The organism is Amniculibacterium aquaticum (assembly GCF_003852705.1).
GTDB lineage: Bacteria > Bacteroidota > Bacteroidia > Flavobacteriales > Weeksellaceae > Amniculibacterium > Amniculibacterium aquaticum.
This window is the reverse complement of the sequence record NZ_REFA01000032.1, coordinates 1-18,846: the sequence shown is the minus strand read 5'-3', so window position 1 is coordinate 18,846 and position 18,846 is coordinate 1. Positions and strand designations below refer to the sequence as shown.

The following is an 18,846-nucleotide window of genomic DNA, read 5'->3' as shown; positions in this document are numbered from 1 at the left end:
CTGTGGCTCTGTCGTTTATTGTTAGTAAAGCTCCGTTATGATCTTTGCCAATTACCAAATCTATTTCTAAATCTCCAATTCGCTCCTTTTTATCAACAATTTCAGGTCTCATGTCTATATCCATCCTGTTGGATATCAGACCTCTATTATCTTTCTCTAAACCTCTTTTTCTATACTTTTTACCTTTGGTTCTTAGGTGTTTGTACAGCTTTCCTCCGCCCCGTTTATCCTTCCAAATATATTGATATATACGCTCATGAGACACCATAACTATCCCGTCTATCGTAGCTCTTCCGACAATCTGTTCGGGACTGTAATCTTGTTTTAAATGGTGTAAAACATTAGCTTCCACTTCAGGATTAAACTTACACATTTTACGCTTATTTTGATGTCTTTGATTGGATTTTCGTTGTGCTAAATCAGCTTTATATAAACCACTTCTTCCATCAGCATTTCTTTTAATTTCTCTTGAAATCACAGATTTATCTCTACCAAGATAATTTGCAATCTCAGTTATTCCTTTCCCCAGACTTTTGTAAGTCTCAATTTTGTATCTTTGTTCAAGCGTTAAATGTCCCATCCTTTTTTTGTAGTGTAGTGACCACAAAATAAGGTGATTTTTTTTCGCCAACCAAGGGAAGTGTTTTGCCCCAGGGGCAAAACACTTCCCTTGGTTATTTTAAATGCTGTTGCATTTATTAGTTGAATCTAAGAAACAAAATTACGATTATTTTAAAAAATGAAGAGCCGTTTCAACGGCTACTTCCAAGTCTTGTGGCAGGTTCCCGGACTCCCAAGGTTCTTTTGCACCAAAGGTATGATGGGCATTTTCGATGATTTTTAAATCCGAATCTTTAAGCCAAGCATGCAAATGTTCAGCTGCAGACAGAGCAACCGCTTCGTCTGCAGAACCGTGGATGATGAGGCTTTCGCCGTGGAAAGATCGGGCTTTGTTGCCAACATTGTATCGGTTACTATGTTGCTGATAATCTTCAAAAATTTGAAAATAATGCGGCATTTCTTGTTGAGTTCTTCCATTTTTGGAGTAGAAAACGCCATTCTTCTTCCATTCATCAAAACGATCGCCTTTGGGGAAAAAATCCAAAGTATCCACCCCGGCCAAAGTGATTAGTTTTTTCACCCTTTTGTCTTCAGCTGCTTTTACAGTGACCAATCCACCGCCACGGGAATGTCCCATCAGAATAATATTTTCCGGATCGACTCTTGCATTTTTTGAAAAATAATCGATAACCCATTCTAAATCTGAAAGTTGTTTGGAATAATTATCGTTTCCAAAAGCTTCTAGATCTGCAAAATCGGTTGGATGTTCTAATGTTGTTCCGTTGTGCGAATAATTAAATTTCACAAAAAAATATCCGTTTACCGCAAACTTTTCGGCCATAAGACTCCAAGCACCCCAATCTTTATAGCCTTTGTACCCATGACAAAAGATGATTAAGGGTAAATTCTCTGCTTGATCCGGATAAACAGCATCCGCCAAGAAGGCTTTTGTTTCGGGGTTTTGAAGTTGAATATTGTTTTTTCTTACGATGGACATGGCAAATTTTTAGATGTAAGTTTACGATAATTTCTTCACAGACCGGCACAATTAAACAATTTTAATTTTGAGTCTGAAAGCTTATCACGGGTTCTAAAAATAATTTTACCTAATTGCTTTCAATTTCCTTCAAGCTTTCCATTTTTTTGTTGGCCAAAAATTCGGTGATGCTTTCAAAATGTTCACGAACTCTTTTGTTTCCGAACTCGAATACTTTTTCTGCCAAACCGTCTAAGAAATCCCTGTCGTGAGAGACCAAAACTACGGTTCCGTCAAAATCCTTCAAGGCATCTTTGATGATGTCTTTGGTTTTCATGTCCAAATGGTTGGTGGGCTCATCGAGGATCAGAACATTGTACGGTTCTAGCAACAATTTCACCATTGCCAAACGGGTTTTCTCTCCTCCGGAAAGCACTTTCACTTTTTTATCGATATCATCGCCTTTGAACATGAAAGCTCCCAAAATATTTTTGATTTGGGTACGGATATCGCCTTCGGCAATGCGATCTACGGTTTCGAAAATGGTAAGATCACCGTCCAACAACGAAGCTTGGTTTTGGGCAAAATAACCCACCTGAACATTGTGTCCGATTTCCACCTTGCCGTCAAAATCAATTTCGTCCATGATGGCTTTGATCATGGTGGATTTTCCTTCGCCGTTTTTTCCTACAAAGGCCACTTTCTGACCTCTTTCGATCACCAAATTGGCTTCTTTGAAAACGACATGGTCGCCATAGTTTTTAGACATTTCGTTGACGATTACAGGATACTGTCCGGATCTTGCTGCCGGTGGAAATTTTAGTTTCAGAGCCGAAGTATCGACCTCATCTACCTGAATAATATCCAGCTTTTCCAACATCTTCACTCGAGATTGCACCTGAAGGGTTTTGGAATAAGTTCCTTTGAATCTTTCGATAAATTCTTTGGTTTCGGCAATCATCTTTTGTTGCTCGATGTATTGCTTCATCTGTTGCTCTCTTCTTTCCTGTCTCAGCACCAGATAATCCGAATATTTTGCTTTGTAATCGTAGATTCTGCCCATCGTTACTTCAATGGTTCTGTTGGTGATGTTGTCCACAAATGTTCGGTCGTGGGAAATGACCATCACGGCTTTGGCTTGATTTTTCAGGAAATCTTCCAACCACTGTATCGACTCGATATCCAGGTGATTGGTAGGCTCATCCAGAAGAATGAGATCCGGTTGTCTGAGTAATATTTTTGCCAATTCGATACGCATTCTCCATCCACCGGAAAATTCTGAGGTTGGTCTATCCAGATCTTCCGCTAAAAAGCCCATTCCTTTCAGTACTTTTTCTACTTCGGCATCGTAATTTACTTCTTCGATGGAATAAAATTTTTCGCTCAGTTCAGAAACTTCTTCGATGAGTTTCATGTAATCATCGCTTTCGTAATCGGTTCTTACGGTCAATTGATCGTTGATTTCATCAATCCTTGTTTTCATGGAAAGATATTCGGCAAAGGCTTTAGAAGCTTCTTCGCGCACGGTACAATGATCTTCGGTAAGCAAATGCTGAGGAAGATAGGCAATTACCGCTTCTTTGGGAGCAGCGATATTCCCGGAGCTGGCTTTGTTGATGCCGGCAACGATCTTGAGAAGTGTTGATTTTCCGGCGCCGTTTTTCCCCATCAAGGCGATTTTATCGTTTTCGTTGATGGTAAAACTCACCCCTGAAAATAAAGTTGTTGCACCAAATTGTACCGCTATATCGTTTACAGAAATCATATTCTTAGTTTAAAAAATGTGTGCAAAGATAGAAGAAAGAAATGGAGTTTTTAAGCAAAATAGTGAATGATTGAAATTTCAAATGATTCATGTCTGAATCTGTATTTCTTCATTGAATGGTTTTTCAAATAATTTTCATAAAAAAAGAGGTCTCCGAAAATCGAAAACCCCTTTTTTTATTGATGATCTTAAACTACCAAATTTTAATTTGATCTTTTGGCGCCACATACATTTTGTCTCCTTGTTTGATGTCAAATGCTTTTTGGAAAGATGGCATATTTACCAAAGGTCCGAAAGCACGGAAAAATCCTGGAGAGTGCGGATCGGTTTTCACTTGATTCATCATGTATTGGTCGGTAGATTTGGTTCTCCAAACCGTAGCCCAACTCATGAAGAATCGTTGATCTTGGTTAAGTCCAGAAATTGGTTTTACACTTCCATGGTCTTTCAGATACATTTGTAATGCGGTGTACGCAACATTGATCCCACCAAGATCGCCAATATTTTCTCCGGAAGTAAATTTACCATTTACAAAAGTACCTTTTACCGGTTCGTATTTGTTGTATTGGTTGGCCAATTGCTGAACTTTGGCATCAAAATTTTTCTTATCCGTATCGGTCCACCAGTTGTTCAGGTTACCATCGCCATCAAAACGAGCTCCGGAATCGTCGAATCCGTGTGAAATTTCGTGACCGATAACAGCACCTATTCCACCAAAATTAATGGCTGGATCTGCCTTGAAGTTGAAGAATGGCGGTTGCAAAATGGCAGCCGGGAAAACGATTTCGTTGTTGGATGGGCTGTAATAGGCGTTCACCGTTTGTGGTGACATGCCCCATTCGGCTTTATCCACAGGTTTTCCTACTTTGTCTAATTTCTTTTGATAATTCCACTCTGAAATTTTTTCCAGATTAGAATAATACGATCCTCCGTTTTCTGGTGAAGTCAATTGTAATTTCGAATAATCTTTCCATTGGTCAGGATACGCAATTTTCACGGTGAATTTTGCAAGTTTGTCCTGAGCTTTCACTTTGGTTTCTGGCGACATCCAATCGAGGTCTGCGATATGTTGCTTGAAGGCCTTGCGGATATAATCTACATATTCCACCATTTTGGCTTTGGCTTCTGGGGTAAAATATTTTTCGACATACAATTTACCAAAAGCCTCTCCCAAAACTCCATTCACAACACCCAAACCTCTTTTATCCATCGGTCTTTGTTCTTTTTGTCCTTGCATATATTTGGAGTAAAAATCGAACTTCATGTCGTCTAATTTTTGATCCAAACTACCCGCACTGCCAGAGATCATGTGAAATTTCATGTAGTCCTTAATTAAAGGAAGCGTTCTTTCGTTCATCCAAGAATCCATGGTTTGGTAGTACTTCAACTCACCGATGATGACTTTATCGGTACTCACCCCAACGGTTTTCAAATAATTTGGCAAGTCGATGTGAGTTACCAAAGAGGAAAGTTCGGAAACATTTTTGGGGTTGTATCTGAGGTTCGCATCACGACCTTGTTCTAAAGTCAAAAGATTGCTGGCCAATTGTTTTTCGAAGCCAACAATTCTCTGTGCCGTTTGATCTGGAGTTTTATCACCCAAAACAGACATCATGGAGGCGACATATTTTTGATATTCGGCAATGGTTTTGGTATTGGACTCGCTTTGTTTTTGGTAGTAATCTTTGCCCAAACCAAGAGCCGGGCCGCCAAGATATACGGCATTCATCTTAGAATTTTTCATATCGGCAGAGGCGTACCAATTGTAAAAAGGGTTATCTCCTTTTTTAGTTGCTTCTAACAAATATTTTTGAAGATCGGCAATGGATTTTAGCCCATCGATTTTTGCCAAATCGGATTTTATAGGGTTAATACCTTGTGCGTTTCTACTTTTCCAATCCATGAAAGATCCGTACAACGCTTGGATTTTTTCGCCTTCGGAATTGGGAGCGTATTTTTCTGAAAGAATTTTATTTAAAATCCCCAATGAAGCCACATCCACCTCTTCTCTCAACCCGTTGAAACTTCCCCAAGAAGCTTTATCCGAAGGGATAACAGCGGTTTTCATCCAACCACCATTTACGAAATTATAAAAATCGTCTTGTGGTCTTACCGAAGGATCCATGTAGGCATGATTGATGCCTTCATCTTTTTGAGATGTTGAAAAAGATTTTCCATCTTGACCGGGTTTTCCATCTTGACCTTTAGTTGCAACACAAGAGTTTAGCATCATCATTCCAGATGCCGCAATGACCGTTAGGGTTAATTTCTTCATAATTAATGATAATTTTTCCAAAGATAGCCAAAATCTTAAAAAAATATACCCTAAAATCCGTATAGAATCACTACTTTTCATTTAATTTTGTAAAATCTAATTTTCTTTGATGAATTACAGTTCCGAATTAAAAAAATTCATGACCAGTCAGTACATTTCGTCTGCGGTTAGGATTTCTTTAGCCATTGCCATACCGAGTATTGTCCTTGCCTATTTTGGTGTCTTGAAGGAGTATTTTCTCTTTCCACTTGCGACCTCTTTTGTAGGACTTACCGATATGCCTGGACCTTACATCAGAAGAAGGAATACCTTGATCCTGACCATCATCAGCTTTATGTTTGTGATTGGTGTTGCAGGATTTTTAAAGGATTATCCTCCACTAATTTTTTTAGAACTTATTGTATTCGGGATGTTTTTCACCCTGATTGGTGTGTACGGAATCCGAATGGCAGCGGTTGGCGGTCTGACTTTGGTGGTATTTTCCATTTTTATCGATGGGCAGTTTTTCCATCATCATGTCCTGTTGAGTATGGCGATTTTCTTGGCTGGAGCCCTGTGGTTTTTATTGGTTTTTATCGTTGTCACCAGCATTCAACCTTATAAATTGGCCAGTCAGATGATTGGTGAAAATTATTTGGAGTTAGCTAATTTTTTGAAAATAAAATCAAAATTTTATCTTCAGGACAAAGAAATCGACCAACTGAACCGTGAGGTAATTGCCAAACAAGTGGTGATAAAAAACCTGCAAGAAGACACGAGAGAGGTTGTTTTTAAAACCCGTGAAATTGTTAATGAATCAACCACTACCAGTCGTTTGTTGATGTTGATGTTTTTAAACTCGATTGATCTTTACGAAAAATTATTCACCTCAGAGAACGATTATTCCAAAATTCACCATAGTTTTGATGAAGAAAAAATCCTGACCAAAATCCACGATTACCTCATCGTTTTGGCCAATGAAATATCTAATATTGGAATTTCTTTGCAAAGTGGGATCAAATCTTCTGCTTTGGTTGACTACCACGAACGATTGGATCGCCTGCATCAAGATTATTTCCAAATGCGATCCAAAAATCTGAATGCCGACAATATGGAAGACTTTATGTCCCTACGAATTGTTTTATCCAGAATCAATGAAATCACAAAGGACATCAGCACCATGTATCAGGTTCTGAACCAAGATATTAAAAACGCCAAAAGCCTTTCTACCGGCTTGGATCTTAACCAGTTTGCACCCAAAAGTGAAAAACTGAACCTGAAGGTTCTCAGCAACCACATCAGTTTGCAATCGGCACATTTCAAAAATGCCATCCGCATCACAACGGCGTTGGTGGTAGGCTATGCCCTCTCGAAATTCACTTTCTTGGGAATTGGACATTCGTATTGGATTCTCATTACCATTTTGGCCATCATGCGACCGGCATACAGCGTGACCAAACACAGAACTTTATTGAGGGTTTACGGAACATTTTCAGGTGCTGTAGTTGCATACTTCATCATGTCGTACATCCACAACGGATATGCTTTGTTGGGCATTTTCATCTTTTCCATGATCATGTGCTTCAGCTTTCTGAAAGATCGATATGCTTGGGCGGTTTTCTTTATGACCATTTACATTTTCTTGTCGTTCAACTTTTTGAGTCCCGGACAGGTAAATGTTATTTTCAAAGACCGTATTATTGATACCATTATTGCTGGAATTGTTATTTTCCTTACCTCCTATTTCGTGTTTCCGGTTTGGGAGCACAGCCAAAATCTGAATCTGATGAAACGCTCGGCAATGAGCAATTACAGCTATTTTCATACCGTAATTCAGCAGCTAAAAGACCAATCTGTACCAACACAAGAGTATAAAATGCGAAGAAAAGATGCCATCATCTCTCTTGCTAATTTGTCCGACAATTTTCAAAGAATGCTTTCGGATCCTAAAAATCAGAAGAAAAAAATGGAAACGGTGTTGGAATTTGTAAATACTTCGCATTTATTAACGGCCTATATCGCTTCGTTATCCCAATATTACGACAGTAAAAAGCAGTTTACAGAAATTGATTTTGATGCTTGGGAAAAGAAAATAGGAACGGAGTTGCAAAGAATAAATGCCGTCCTGAACCAAGAAAAATGGGACGACAGCAACAATTCTTTAGCCAAAATACAACCAGAAGACACGGAATTGGATCAAATGTTGGAAAAAAGAAGAAATCAAATTTTAGAAAATGAAATCTACGATGCAAGAGATCCCAACCGCATCACAACACTCACGCAACTGACCAACATCAGAAAGATTTTGGAACTGATCAGTGATGTAGCAACCCAACTGAGAAGAACTACTGAAAGCTATAAAACCAATGAAATCTAACCTTGAAAAATCGGTATTAAAATAAAACATCTTTACCCATCTTGAAATTCAATTGATGATTTTCTTCGATGATGGCATAATAATAATTTTCTAACTTGAAAACATCTGCTTGGTAAACATCTTCAAAATCGGCATCGAAAACGCGACAAGAAATTTGTGATAGAGAATTCAAATCAAATTCTTCAACTTCATAATGCTTCTTCAGCGACCAGTATTTGCTAGGATGCAATTTATACAACGCCTCTTTTATGGCCCAAATCACGACCAAGACTTCAGTTTGGTTATCCATTTTAGAAATCCATTCTTCTTCATTTTGATTGATGAATTTATGTCGGATTCTTTGGATTTTATCGTTAATTTTCTCCAGATCGATCCCGATTCTTTTTTCAGAAATCGCCAACGATGCAAATGGAAACGAATGAGAAATCGAGATAAAATAATCCTTTGGGAAAAGATAAGGCTGGCCAATGGTTCTGTATAAAATACGATGATTGGGCAAAGTATCGGCAAGCATCTGTCGAATCATTAGGTATTCCAGCTTTTTTTTTGGATGGTAGTTTATCACTTTCTCAAAATCTTCTGGAATTATCAATTGTTTTTCATTAAAAACATCGGTTTCATCGTACTTCCAGACCAATATTTTAGCCTGATCGTCGTTATAATCTTTAAAAAAAGGCATATTTTGTAACACGAATTATAGTTTGTAAATTTGCAAAAATTTTTTGACTCGTTGAGGGTCATTTTTTACTTTTAATAATAATATCCAAGATACTATATGGAAACAACAACACAATATGTACCTTACAAAGTAAAGGACATTTCTCTAGCAGAATGGGGAAGAAAAGAAATTACATTGGCAGAAGCCGAAATGCCAGGATTGATGGCCATCCGTGAAGAATACGGACCTAGCCAACCGCTAAAAGGTGCAAGAATTGCGGGATGCCTTCACATGACCATACAAACTGCTGTACTTATTGAGACTTTGGTCGCTCTAGGTGCAGATGTTACTTGGTCTTCTTGTAATATTTTCTCGACACAGGATCATGCTGCTGCTGCAATTGCTGCTGCGGGAATCCCGGTTTACGCTTGGAAGGGAATGAATGCAGAAGAATTTGACTGGTGTATCGAACAAACCATTTTCTTTGGCGAAGACAAAAAACCTTTGAACATGATCTTGGATGATGGTGGAGACCTTACCAATATGGTTTTTGACAAATATCCGGAACTTACCAAAGACATCAAAGGACTTTCTGAAGAAACCACAACAGGCGTACACAGACTGTACGAAAGAATGGCAAACGGAACTTTGGTGATGCCAGCGATTAATGTAAACGATTCTGTTACAAAATCCAAATTCGACAACAAATACGGATGTAGAGAATCTGCTGTAGATGCCATCAGAAGAGCCACCGATGTGATGTTGGCAGGTAAAAGAGTGGTTGTTTGTGGTTTTGGTGATGTGGGTAAAGGTACCGCTGCTTCTTTCAGAGGTGCTGGCTCTATCGTTACTGTTACGGAAATAGACCCAATCTGTGCGCTACAAGCTGCTATGGAAGGCTATGAAGTTAAAAAATTGGAAAATGTGATTGAAAATGCAGATGTCATCATCACAACGACAGGAAATTTCAACATCGTAAGAGGTGAGCATTTCAAAAAAATGAAAGACAAAACCATCGTTTGCAACATCGGACACTTCGATAACGAAATCGACATGGCTTGGTTGAACGATAACTACGGAAACACCAAATACGAAGTGAAGCCACAAGTAGACATCTACAATGTGGACGGAAACGAGATCATCATCTTGGCAGAAGGTAGATTGGTAAACTTGGGTTGCGCAACGGGTCACCCCTCTTTCGTGATGTCCAACTCGTTCTCTAACCAGACTTTGGCTCAAATCGAACTGTGGACCAACTCCGGAGCGTATGAAAACAAAGTGTACATGTTACCGAAAAAATTGGACGAAAAAGTAGCTTTCTTACACCTGAAGAAAATTGGTGTAGAGTTGGAAACACTTTCTGACGAACAAGCAAAATACATCGGTGTAGAGGTCGAAGGGCCTTATAAACCTGAGTACTACAGATACTAGTTTGGCATTTAAAAACAAAAAAGTCCCTTGTCATAATTTTGACAAGGGACTTTCTCTATTATTTACCCAATGCAATATTGTAAGAAAATCCTAAGCCGAGACTTCCTATGTTATATTTTTGGTCTCCAATCTCGCCCTTAGATCCTGTAAAAACTTTTTGATAATGAAGGAAAAAATTCCAGTTTCTATTGTGGTATCCGAGTTCTGGTTTTATATAAAAGCCTCCATCAGGTCTTTCTACGGTAAAATTAGAAGACACCCTATCATCACCCACCAAAAATCCATAACCAAGATCGGCACCAAAATAAAATCCTGTTCTTGCGGGATAGTACCTTAATAACATGGCTGCTGGCACAAGCCCAACATCATTATTATGAATGGAACCGCCTATTAACGATCTATTTTTTCCAAAATAATGACTGTATCCTGTTGCGATCCCCAATCCAAAATGTGGTGTAACTAGATTTTGATAAGCCATATCCAATCCTGCAGAAATATTGGCGTTTTCAACAGGTAATACAGCACCAATATTGAGCCCAACCTTTAATGAGTTAAGCATGCTCGTCTGTGCAAAACCCCATCCTGACAGGAGTAATCCGAGAGAAAGAATTGTTTTTCTTAATGTTTTCATCGTAAATGTTTTAAAAATATATCTCAAAATTAAGAAAATTAGAATAAAAAAGTCTTCCAAAATTAATTGGAAGACTTTAGAAATTATTGCACATTAACAATTTTGTCCACGATGTATTTTGTATTTCCGCGCCATGGAATAGTATTTTTATAAAAGCTTCAAAGTGAGTTCATAACCTATTTTCCCGAACCGAGTGCCCAATAATCAACACTGGTACATTTCAAAAACGGAATAATGAATTTTGTAAATATCTAATTTTTCATTAAAGATTCCACAATTCGAGATTTATACAACAGAAAAGTTTGTAAAAACGAACAATAAAACAAAAAAAAAGAATTGATAAAAAAAGTTTATTAGAGCAGTTCATTTTTTCTGAAATAATAATATATTGGAATAATAATTATAGCATTCATTATATTGATAAACAGCAACGATGAAATAAAGTCTGAAAATTCATATGTACTATCTATCCTTACTTTTTCATTAAAATAGCTATTAAATGTTCCATAATAATTTATTAATCCATGCATTGTTATACAATAAAATAAATTATTTGTTTTCACATATACAAACTGCAATAATACTCCAATACCAAAAGCAAAAAATAGTTGATTAATTACTGAATAAACTTCATAATCTCTCAGAAGATTTACAAGATGTGCCAATGCAAATATTGACGATGTAATTAATATTCCATTAAAGACTTTCTTTTTTTTCACATTTCTATTAATATGATAATATGTATATTTCCTAAAAAGCAACTCTTCAAACAATGCAACTGAAAAACAAGAAATCAAAAAAAACATATTACAAAAAATATCTATTTGAGAATTTTGTAAATAATAAAAACTACAAAAAATAACAATACTTGATATAAAAACAGAAGCATTAATTCTGAAGTTTAACTTTTCTCCATTTGTTTTAAGAAGATAAATCGTAAGAATTGACAACAGAATTTTAATTATGATTTTTAGTATCAACACCAAATTCCCCGTAACTTCAATAGAAACAATCAATCTAGTTAAAACACTATTAACCAAAATAATAAATATTATAGTAACAAATAATTTAAATAAGTTATTCATTTTATGAAAATAAAAATCACACAACCATAGTTATGGTTGTGTGATAATACTAAAATTATATTTAATTAACACCAAGCTCTACTTCAACTGAAGCTTCACAATCATAAAATTCAACACATGGTTCTCCAAAAATTGAAGTATTATACCATGATGTATTAGGACATTTTACTATCCTTACCTTACAACCAAATTTTATTACTGCTTTAGGTTTTATTCCTCGATTTAAATAATCGTTTTTAACCAGATCAATCAACTGATCTTTATATAAAAAAGTTTCTCCGACATTTACTTCTACACCATTATAAATATCTTCTGTTGCTATATTAAAATTTTCTATAGATGTATAGATACCGTCTCCTGCAATTTGATCATTAAATTCCCCATTATCTGAATACTCAATATTATTAAATTTATACACAGGCAACAACTTGTAATCCTTATCAAAGGTCACCAATTTTAATCTTAATGGTACATTACTAGAAGGTTCAAGATCATAATTAAATTTTATTATTGCCACTGATCTACTGAATAACTCTTCCTCAGTAACTATTCGTGCTGCATTATCAATATTTTGTTTTAAATTAACATTTGTTTTTTCATTTAAATTTTCTTCTCTTGAATCTGTAGTACAAGAAAGGAGTGAAATAGACATTAAAAAGCCTACTAATATTTTATTCATTGTAAAGTATTAAAAATTATTATTTATTTAGGTTAATAAACGATATGCGCATTTCGACATCAACTCAGCAAAGAAAAAAAAAAAAAAAACATATACAACAACTATTTTCAATTCTTATTAAATAAAAACTAAAAAAAGTCTTCCAAAATTAATTGGAAGACTTTAGAAATTATTGCACATTAACAATTTTGTCCACGATGTATTTTGTATTTCCGCGCCATGGTAAAATGCCATGATACTCTTTGTAATGCAAATCAAATGTTTTGCCGTTATTGGTTTCTAATTCCTGGAAAACCTTGTCGTCTTCCACAGAAAATTCGAACTCATAACTCATCAAATTTCCGCTTTTGGCATTTGCACCAAAGCCTTGTTGTATCAGCTTTCCTTCGTAGGTTTTAAAAAGATTTCCTTTTTTCACAGCATAGTTTAGGACTCCGGACTTCACTCCTTCGCCAAAAACAAAATAGTATTTATACCAAACAAAGGTTCCGAAAAACAAAAGCAGAATACTGCAGAAAATCCAAAAATATTTCATGTTAATAAATTATAATATTCATAGGATAAGATAAATTTTATTATCAAAATCCTAAGCAAATATAATTTATTTTTTGGAAATCGAACGAGAAATTACAATTTTTTGAATTTCAGATGTCCCTTCATAGATTTGTGTGATTTTAGCATCACGCATCAATCTTTCCACATGATATTCTTTAACATAACCATAACCACCATGAATTTGTACCGCTTCTACCGTAGTATCCATCGCTACTTGAGACGCATACAATTTAGCCATCGCTCCACTTTCGGAGATGTCCAAACCTTGATCTTTTTCAGAAGCCGCTTTGTAGCACAACATTCTAGCAGCCGTAATTTGAGTTGCCATATCTGCTAATTTGAATGCTATTGCTTGGTGGTTGATAATTTCTGTACCGAAAGCTTTTCTGGTTTTTGCATATTTCAAAGCCAACTCATAAGCACCAGAGGCAATACCCAATGCTTGAGAAGCAATACCAATACGGCCACCGTTAAGAACCGCCATTGCAAAGTTGAATCCGAAGCCGTCTTCACCAATTCTGTTTTCTTTTGGCACTTTTACATTGTTGAAGATCAAAGAATGCGTATCGGAACCTCTAATCCCCATTTTATCTTCTTTCAAACCAATTTCAAAACCTTCCCATCCTTTTTCAACGATGAAAGCGTTGATTCCTTTGTGTTTTTTCTCAGGATTGGTATGTGCGATCACGATATAATATTGCGCAGTTCCTCCGTTGGTAATCCAGTTTTTAATACCATTTAACAAATAATAATCTCCTTTATCTTCTGCTGTCGTTTTTTGTGAAGTAGCATCAGATCCGGCTTCTGGCTCAGATAATGCGAATGCACCAATTACTTGTCCACTTGCCAATGGCATCAGGTATTTTTGTTTTTGATCTTCGTTTGCATATTTTTCCAGACCGGCGCAAACCAAAGAGTTGTTCACCGACATTACTACAGCTGCAGAAGCATCTACTTTTGCAATTTCTTCCATTGCAACAACATAGGATACAGCATCCAATCCGGATCCTCCGTATTTTGGATCAACCATCATTCCTAAGAAGCCAAGTTCTGCCATTTTCTTCACTTGTTCAGTTGGGAATTTCTGATCACGATCTCTCTCGATCACTCCAGGTAAAAGTTCATTTTGAGCAAAATCTCTTGCTGCTTGCTGAATCATCAGCTGTTCTTCTGATAAATTGAAATTCATAATTTATATAAATTGTTTGCGTGTAAAAATACAATTTTTAGCATAAATCTTTTTAAAAAAAATTTGGTTATTTAGTTTTAAAAGGATATTTTTACATATTATACATTTTTAACATAAAATCCTCAAAAATAATGAGTATAAAAAGATTATTTGATTTCGCACAACATGCATTAGTGAAATATCCTCAATCCACAATGTATGCTACCAAATACAACGGTGAGTGGGAAAAGATCTCCACACAAGAGTTCATTAATTTAGGAAATAAAGTTTCCAGAGGATTATTGAAATTGGGCATACAGCCCGGAGACAAAATTGCCATCATCACATCGGCTACTCGTACAGAATGGGCCGTTATGGACTATGGCATTCTGCAAATTGGTGCAGTAACCGTTCCGGTTTACCCTACCATTTCTGCTGAAGATTATGAATATATTTTCAACAACGCAGAAGTAAAATACTGTTTTGTTTCCGACAAAAACCTTTACGACAAGGTAAATTCTGTAAAACATAAAATCAGTTCTTTAGAAGGCGTATTCTCCTTTGACGAATTGGATGGCGTAGCCAATTGGCAAGAAATTGTTGATTTGGGAGAAAACGAAAGTACACAAAACGAAGTCGAAGATCTATCCAACTCCATCAACGAAGATGATTTGGCAACACTCATCTACACCTCCGGAACCACAGGAAGACCAAAAGGCGTTATGCTCACACATAAAAATATCGTGTCCAATGTTTTGGCTTCTGACTCCAGAATCCCTAGAAAAAAAGGACTGAGTATCGAAGACACCCGAGCTTTAAGCTTTTTGCCTATTTGTCACATTTTCGAAAGAATGATTTTCTACCTTTTCACCTACAGCGGCATATCCATTTATTTTGCCGAAAGTATAGAAAAAATGGGCGAAAACATCAAAGAAGTAAAACCCCACTACATGACCGTAGTCCCAAGGCTTATCGAAAAAGTTTACGATAAAATTTACGATAAAGGAACCAGTGCGGGCGGACTAAAATCAAAAATATTCTTATGGGCTCTTGGCGTTAACAAAGCAAAAAAAGACATCACAAAAAAACCATCTTCCATCTCCGAAATCATCGCTGATAAATTGGTTTTCAAAAAATGGAGAGAAGGTTTAGGTGGCGAGTTAATCACCTTGGTTTCGGGTTCTGCAGCGCTTTCCGAGCGACTCAACAGAATGTTTTGGAATGCCGGAATCCCCATCTTAGAAGGATACGGACTGACCGAAACCTCACCCGTGATTTCTGTAAATTCTATGGACAAAATGAAAGTGGGAACCGTTGGACATCCGTTAAACAACCTTATTGTAAAAATCCAAGAAGATGGCGAAATTACCGTGAAAGGTCCGTCCATCACCCAAGGTTATTTTAAAAACGAAGAGCAAACCCGTGAAGCTTTTACCGAAGAAGGTTACTTCAAAACCGGTGATATTGGACATATTGATGCTGAAGGTTTTTTGAAAATTACCGATCGTAAAAAAGAAATGTTCAAAACTTCCGGTGGAAAATACATCGCTCCGCAGGTTATTGAAAATCTTGCCAAAGCTTCAAAATTCATTGAACAAATCATGGTGGTTGGCGAAGGCGAAAAAATGCCTTGTGCTTTTGTACAGCCCGATTTTGTATTCGCAGGTCATTGGGCCGAGAGAAAAAACATCAATATCGGGAAAACACCTGCCGAAATGGCAAATAGCCCTGAATTGAAAGCAAGAATAGAAAAAGAAATCGACTATCTAAATACCAAATTGGGGCATTGGGAACAAATTAAAAAAATAGAACTCACCCCAGAAGTATGGTCTATCGATCTTGGCTTGTTGACCCCAACCATGAAACTAAAACGAAAAATGGTCAAAGAACGATACCTGAATTTGTACCAAAAAATGTACGGTAAAATTGATGAATAAATGATCTGCAGCAATCTCAGTCGAGGTTGCTGTTTTAACTTCACTTCTTTATAAGTAAATATAAATTTTGGTTAAAAAGTATAAAAACTGAATATGATTAGACGAAAAATACAGTACATTTTCACATTCCTTTTTTTTCAAATAGGATATACCCAAACCCTTTCCCTAAAAGAATGTATTGCCAAAGCCACAGAAAGCAATACAGCGATCGCATTGGCAAAACAATCGGTGGAAACCAACAAGGAGCAATATGAAGGAAGCAAGAAAAATATTTTGCCCAAAATAGATTTGTTGGCAGGATATAATTATTTAGGGAAACCCATAGAAATCAATCTACAACAAACGAAAGATGGAATTGTAGAGGGTTCGGCACAACAATCTGCCAATGCTGCGGCAACCATTTACGAACAAATCACCGGAAATCCACTCAACCAAAATGTTCGGGATATGATTTACCAAACTTCCAGAGATATTATTTCTTCGGCGTATCCCAATTACAATCCCGCCATCAGCAAGCAAGATTATTTCTTAGCAGGAATTGTTGTAAGACAACCGATATATTTGGGAGGAAAATTAAGAGCAATTCAAAACTTGAAAAAACAACAATTTCATTCAAGTGAAATTAATTTAGAAAATGCCAAAGATCTCATTACTTATAATGTTACACTGCAATATCTACAGGTTTTGTATTTTAATTCTATGATTGAAAAGGAAGAACAAAAACTGATTTCTTTAGAGAAAAATGAAAAATATGCCGAAAATTTATTAAAAGCTGAAATTATCCCCGCTTATCAAAAACAATGGGCAAATGTTTCCCTCATGCAAGGTAAAACAAGCTTGGAAAACCTAAAATTAGAAAAAGAAAATGCACTATTAACTTTAAAACAATTGATGGGTATGCCTTTGGATTCGCCTTTGGAAATTTCTGAAAAGATTCCTGAAAATTACGCTTCATTAGATTCTTTAATAAAAATACAAACCGAAAACAATACCGATATCCGTTTACTCAACGCCAAAAAAGAAGAAGCTAATATTGCATTGAAAGTTGCGAAATCTTTGAATCATCCTAATATTTTCGCAATCGGCAATGCTCAATTTTTAAGAAAAGATTTACCGCTTATCACTCCTCCTTGGATGATTGGTATTGAAATGCAATGGACGATTTTTAATGGTTTTGAAAATCAAAATAAAATAAAAGCTGCCCAATCTTTAGTAAAAGAATCCGAATTGCTTATCCGGCAAAAACAAGAATCTGTAAATCTTGCTATCCAGTTGGCACAGAATAAATTAAAAGCTTTCCAAAATCAATCTCAAACTTTGGATGCTGCCAGAAAAGAAACTTATACCACAACCGAAATGATACGAAAAAGAATGGAAAACAGTCTTTCTTCTGTGAAAGATGTTAATGACGCTCTACAGTTTCAGTATGCTTCAGAAAAATTGTATTACACTTCCTTAGTTGCTTATCAAACAGCATTGGCAACTTATTATTTCCTTAATGGACAACCTGAAAACATCACTACTTTAATAAACTAATTAAGATGCAAAAAACATTTAAAAATTATTGGGCTGTACTTATCCCTATCGTTATATTAACAATTACCGGAATTTTTCTTTTGGTAAAAAAATCAGGAAAAAATGACAATTCCATAAAAATTATCGGAATGGTAGATGCGGAGTTTGTTGATGTTTCGTCTTCTTTGCCCGGAAGAATAGATTCGGTTTTTGTACATGAAGGTGATGAAGTGAAAGCCGGACAAACGCTTGCTATTTTGAAAGATGAAGAAATGAATACTATTCAGCAACAGGCTTTGGACGCAATTGTTATTGCAGAAAACACCAAAGATTTAACCGACAGAGGTGCTGCTCCTGAAATTGTAGAATCGGCAAGAAATCTGCAAAAAATAGCTAAAGACCAAATGGTATTGATGGAAAAAACTTATTCCAGATTTTCTACTCTTTATAAAGAAGGTGTTGTTTCGGGACAAGAATATGATTTGGTTAAATTTAGATATCAAGCGGCTCAAAAAGAATTGGAAACTGCAAGATTGAATGTTGAGCTTTTGGAAAAAGGCGGCAACCAACAAATGAGAAATAAAGCTGAAGCCTTAGTAAATCAAGCGAAAAATGCTGAAAAACTTACCCAACAAATTAAAGAAAAATCAATTGTAAAAGCTCCGACTTCAGGAATTATTTCCAGTCTCATTTCAAAAACCGGAGAAATGGTAAATGCCGGTTATCCGATGATGACTATTCAAAAAGACCATTCTTTTTCAATTTCTTTTAATTTGAGACAAGATCAAATGTCAAAATTGGAAAAAGGTAGTTTGGTAAAAATAAAAATTCCGGGAGTAATGCCTGAAGAAATTTCCGCCAGAGTCACAGAACTCGCTCCAGCAATGGGTTATGCCGATTTTGTCCCCGAAAACCAAAAAGGACAATTCCAGCTTCGAACTTTTAAAATTAAATGTACACCAATCGATATGAATAAAATACAGGGGCTGAGAGTGGGAATGACCGCGGAATTGATTTTGAAAGACCAAGATTAAAAGAATAGTGTTTTAAATAATATTGGGAATCATACCCCATCGTTTCAACGATGGGGACATTACAAAAGCCACGGTTGAAACCGTGGGCAATGAAAAAAAATAATGAAGCGATTGGGTTTTAAAAAATATTTGAGATCATAACCCATCGTTTCAACGATGGAACATTACAAAAGCACCACTGTTGAAACCGTGGGCAATGAAAAAAATAATGAAGCGATTG

At 36.2% G+C, this 18,846-nt stretch carries 15 protein-coding genes; 5 read left to right on the top strand and 10 right to left on the bottom strand.

What is annotated here, in order from left to right; all coding sequences use genetic code 11:
- The 4 genes from EIY84_RS10790 to EIY84_RS10775 form a co-directional block, all read right to left on the bottom strand.
- Positions 1 to 580: IS30 family transposase (locus EIY84_RS10790; protein ID WP_124643061.1), on the bottom strand; the 580-nt coding region annotated here is incomplete at its 3' end.
- Between the two features lie 147 nt (positions 581 to 727).
- Positions 728 to 1,558, bottom strand: coding sequence for an alpha/beta hydrolase family protein (locus EIY84_RS10785; RefSeq protein ID WP_124643059.1), 831 nt, complete (start codon positions 1,556 to 1,558; stop codon positions 728 to 730).
- A gap of 109 nt (positions 1,559 to 1,667) precedes the next feature.
- Positions 1,668 to 3,302 carry an ABC-F family ATP-binding cassette domain-containing protein gene (locus EIY84_RS10780; protein WP_124643057.1) on the bottom strand — a complete coding sequence of 545 codons (1,635 nt, stop codon included), beginning with the start codon at positions 3,300 to 3,302 and terminating at the stop codon, positions 1,668 to 1,670.
- A 193-nt stretch (positions 3,303 to 3,495) separates the two neighbouring features.
- Entirely contained in the window at positions 3,496 to 5,577 is a 2,082-nt protein-coding gene (locus EIY84_RS10775) for a M13 family metallopeptidase (protein WP_124643055.1), read from the bottom strand.
- A 109-nt stretch (positions 5,578 to 5,686) separates the two neighbouring features.
- On the opposite strand from EIY84_RS10775, the gene EIY84_RS10770 reads away from it, so the two are divergent.
- Complete coding sequence (locus EIY84_RS10770; protein ID WP_124643053.1) at positions 5,687 to 7,933, top strand: FUSC family protein; 2,247 nt, start codon at positions 5,687 to 5,689, stop codon at positions 7,931 to 7,933.
- Between the two features lie 16 nt (positions 7,934 to 7,949).
- Here EIY84_RS10770 and EIY84_RS10765 read toward each other — a convergent pair whose 3' ends face one another.
- Positions 7,950 to 8,612, bottom strand: coding sequence for a 4'-phosphopantetheinyl transferase family protein (locus EIY84_RS10765; protein WP_124643051.1), 663 nt, complete (start codon positions 8,610 to 8,612; stop codon positions 7,950 to 7,952).
- Positions 8,613 to 8,708: 96 nt separating this feature from the next.
- On the opposite strand from EIY84_RS10765, the gene ahcY reads away from it, so the two are divergent.
- Positions 8,709 to 10,022, top strand: a complete 1,314-nt coding sequence (gene ahcY / locus EIY84_RS10760; protein WP_124643049.1) for an adenosylhomocysteinase — start codon at positions 8,709 to 8,711, stop codon at positions 10,020 to 10,022.
- Between the two features lie 58 nt (positions 10,023 to 10,080).
- Here the strand turns inward: ahcY and EIY84_RS10755 are convergent, their stop codons facing one another.
- The 5 genes from EIY84_RS10755 to EIY84_RS10735 form a co-directional block, all read right to left on the bottom strand.
- Positions 10,081 to 10,653, bottom strand: a complete 573-nt coding sequence (locus EIY84_RS10755) for a hypothetical protein (protein ID WP_124643047.1) — start codon at positions 10,651 to 10,653, stop codon at positions 10,081 to 10,083.
- A gap of 353 nt (positions 10,654 to 11,006) precedes the next feature.
- Positions 11,007 to 11,738: a CPBP family intramembrane glutamic endopeptidase gene (locus tag EIY84_RS10750; protein ID WP_124643045.1), complete on the bottom strand. Its 732-nt coding sequence runs from the start codon at positions 11,736 to 11,738 to the stop codon at positions 11,007 to 11,009.
- Positions 11,739 to 11,799: 61 nt separating this feature from the next.
- The gene (locus EIY84_RS10745) at positions 11,800 to 12,417 is read right to left on the bottom strand and encodes a hypothetical protein (RefSeq protein ID WP_124643043.1); all 618 of its coding nucleotides are present in this window, start codon (positions 12,415 to 12,417) and stop codon (positions 11,800 to 11,802) included.
- A 169-nt stretch (positions 12,418 to 12,586) separates the two neighbouring features.
- Positions 12,587 to 12,952 carry a hypothetical protein gene (locus tag EIY84_RS10740; RefSeq protein WP_124643041.1) on the bottom strand — a complete coding sequence of 122 codons (366 nt, stop codon included), beginning with the start codon at positions 12,950 to 12,952 and terminating at the stop codon, positions 12,587 to 12,589.
- Positions 12,953 to 13,018: 66 nt separating this feature from the next.
- The gene (locus EIY84_RS10735; RefSeq protein WP_124643039.1) at positions 13,019 to 14,161 is read right to left on the bottom strand and encodes an acyl-CoA dehydrogenase; all 1,143 of its coding nucleotides are present in this window, start codon (positions 14,159 to 14,161) and stop codon (positions 13,019 to 13,021) included.
- A 131-nt stretch (positions 14,162 to 14,292) separates the two neighbouring features.
- Between EIY84_RS10735 and EIY84_RS10730 the strand changes: the two genes are divergently transcribed.
- From EIY84_RS10730 to EIY84_RS10720, 3 genes are all read left to right on the top strand, one after another.
- Positions 14,293 to 16,077 (top strand): AMP-dependent synthetase/ligase, encoded by a 1,785-nt coding sequence (locus EIY84_RS10730; protein WP_124643037.1) that lies wholly within the window; start codon positions 14,293 to 14,295, stop codon positions 16,075 to 16,077.
- 93 nt (positions 16,078 to 16,170) lie between these two features.
- Positions 16,171 to 17,613 carry a TolC family protein gene (locus tag EIY84_RS10725; RefSeq protein WP_124643034.1) on the top strand — a complete coding sequence of 481 codons (1,443 nt, stop codon included), beginning with the start codon at positions 16,171 to 16,173 and terminating at the stop codon, positions 17,611 to 17,613.
- Positions 17,614 to 17,618: 5 nt separating this feature from the next.
- Positions 17,619 to 18,626: an HlyD family secretion protein gene (locus tag EIY84_RS10720; RefSeq protein ID WP_124643032.1), complete on the top strand. Its 1,008-nt coding sequence runs from the start codon at positions 17,619 to 17,621 to the stop codon at positions 18,624 to 18,626.
- Positions 18,627 to 18,846 lie beyond the last annotated feature (220 nt).

Bases quoted from the DNA above. Each gene is read 5' to 3' on its own strand.
- EIY84_RS10730 (WP_124643037.1), top strand. From the start codon at position 14,293: ATGAGTATAAAAAGATTATTTGATTTCGCACAACATGCATTAGTGAAA.
- EIY84_RS10750 (WP_124643045.1), bottom strand. From the start codon at position 11,738: ATGAATAACTTATTTAAATTATTTGTTACTATAATATTTATTATTTTG.
- EIY84_RS10745 (WP_124643043.1), bottom strand. From the start codon at position 12,417: ATGAATAAAATATTAGTAGGCTTTTTAATGTCTATTTCACTCCTTTCT.
- EIY84_RS10740 (WP_124643041.1), bottom strand. From the start codon at position 12,952: ATGAAATATTTTTGGATTTTCTGCAGTATTCTGCTTTTGTTTTTCGGA.
- EIY84_RS10780 (WP_124643057.1), bottom strand. From the start codon at position 3,302: ATGATTTCTGTAAACGATATAGCGGTACAATTTGGTGCAACAACTTTA.
- EIY84_RS10720 (WP_124643032.1), top strand. From the start codon at position 17,619: ATGCAAAAAACATTTAAAAATTATTGGGCTGTACTTATCCCTATCGTT.
- ahcY (WP_124643049.1), top strand. From the start codon at position 8,709: ATGGAAACAACAACACAATATGTACCTTACAAAGTAAAGGACATTTCT.
- EIY84_RS10785 (WP_124643059.1), bottom strand. From the start codon at position 1,558: ATGTCCATCGTAAGAAAAAACAATATTCAACTTCAAAACCCCGAAACA.
- EIY84_RS10735 (WP_124643039.1), bottom strand. From the start codon at position 14,161: ATGAATTTCAATTTATCAGAAGAACAGCTGATGATTCAGCAAGCAGCA.
- EIY84_RS10770 (WP_124643053.1), top strand. From the start codon at position 5,687: ATGAATTACAGTTCCGAATTAAAAAAATTCATGACCAGTCAGTACATT.
- EIY84_RS10725 (WP_124643034.1), top strand. From the start codon at position 16,171: ATGATTAGACGAAAAATACAGTACATTTTCACATTCCTTTTTTTTCAA.
- EIY84_RS10775 (WP_124643055.1), bottom strand. From the start codon at position 5,577: ATGAAGAAATTAACCCTAACGGTCATTGCGGCATCTGGAATGATGATG.
- EIY84_RS10765 (WP_124643051.1), bottom strand. From the start codon at position 8,612: ATGCCTTTTTTTAAAGATTATAACGACGATCAGGCTAAAATATTGGTC.
- EIY84_RS10755 (WP_124643047.1), bottom strand. From the start codon at position 10,653: ATGAAAACATTAAGAAAAACAATTCTTTCTCTCGGATTACTCCTGTCA.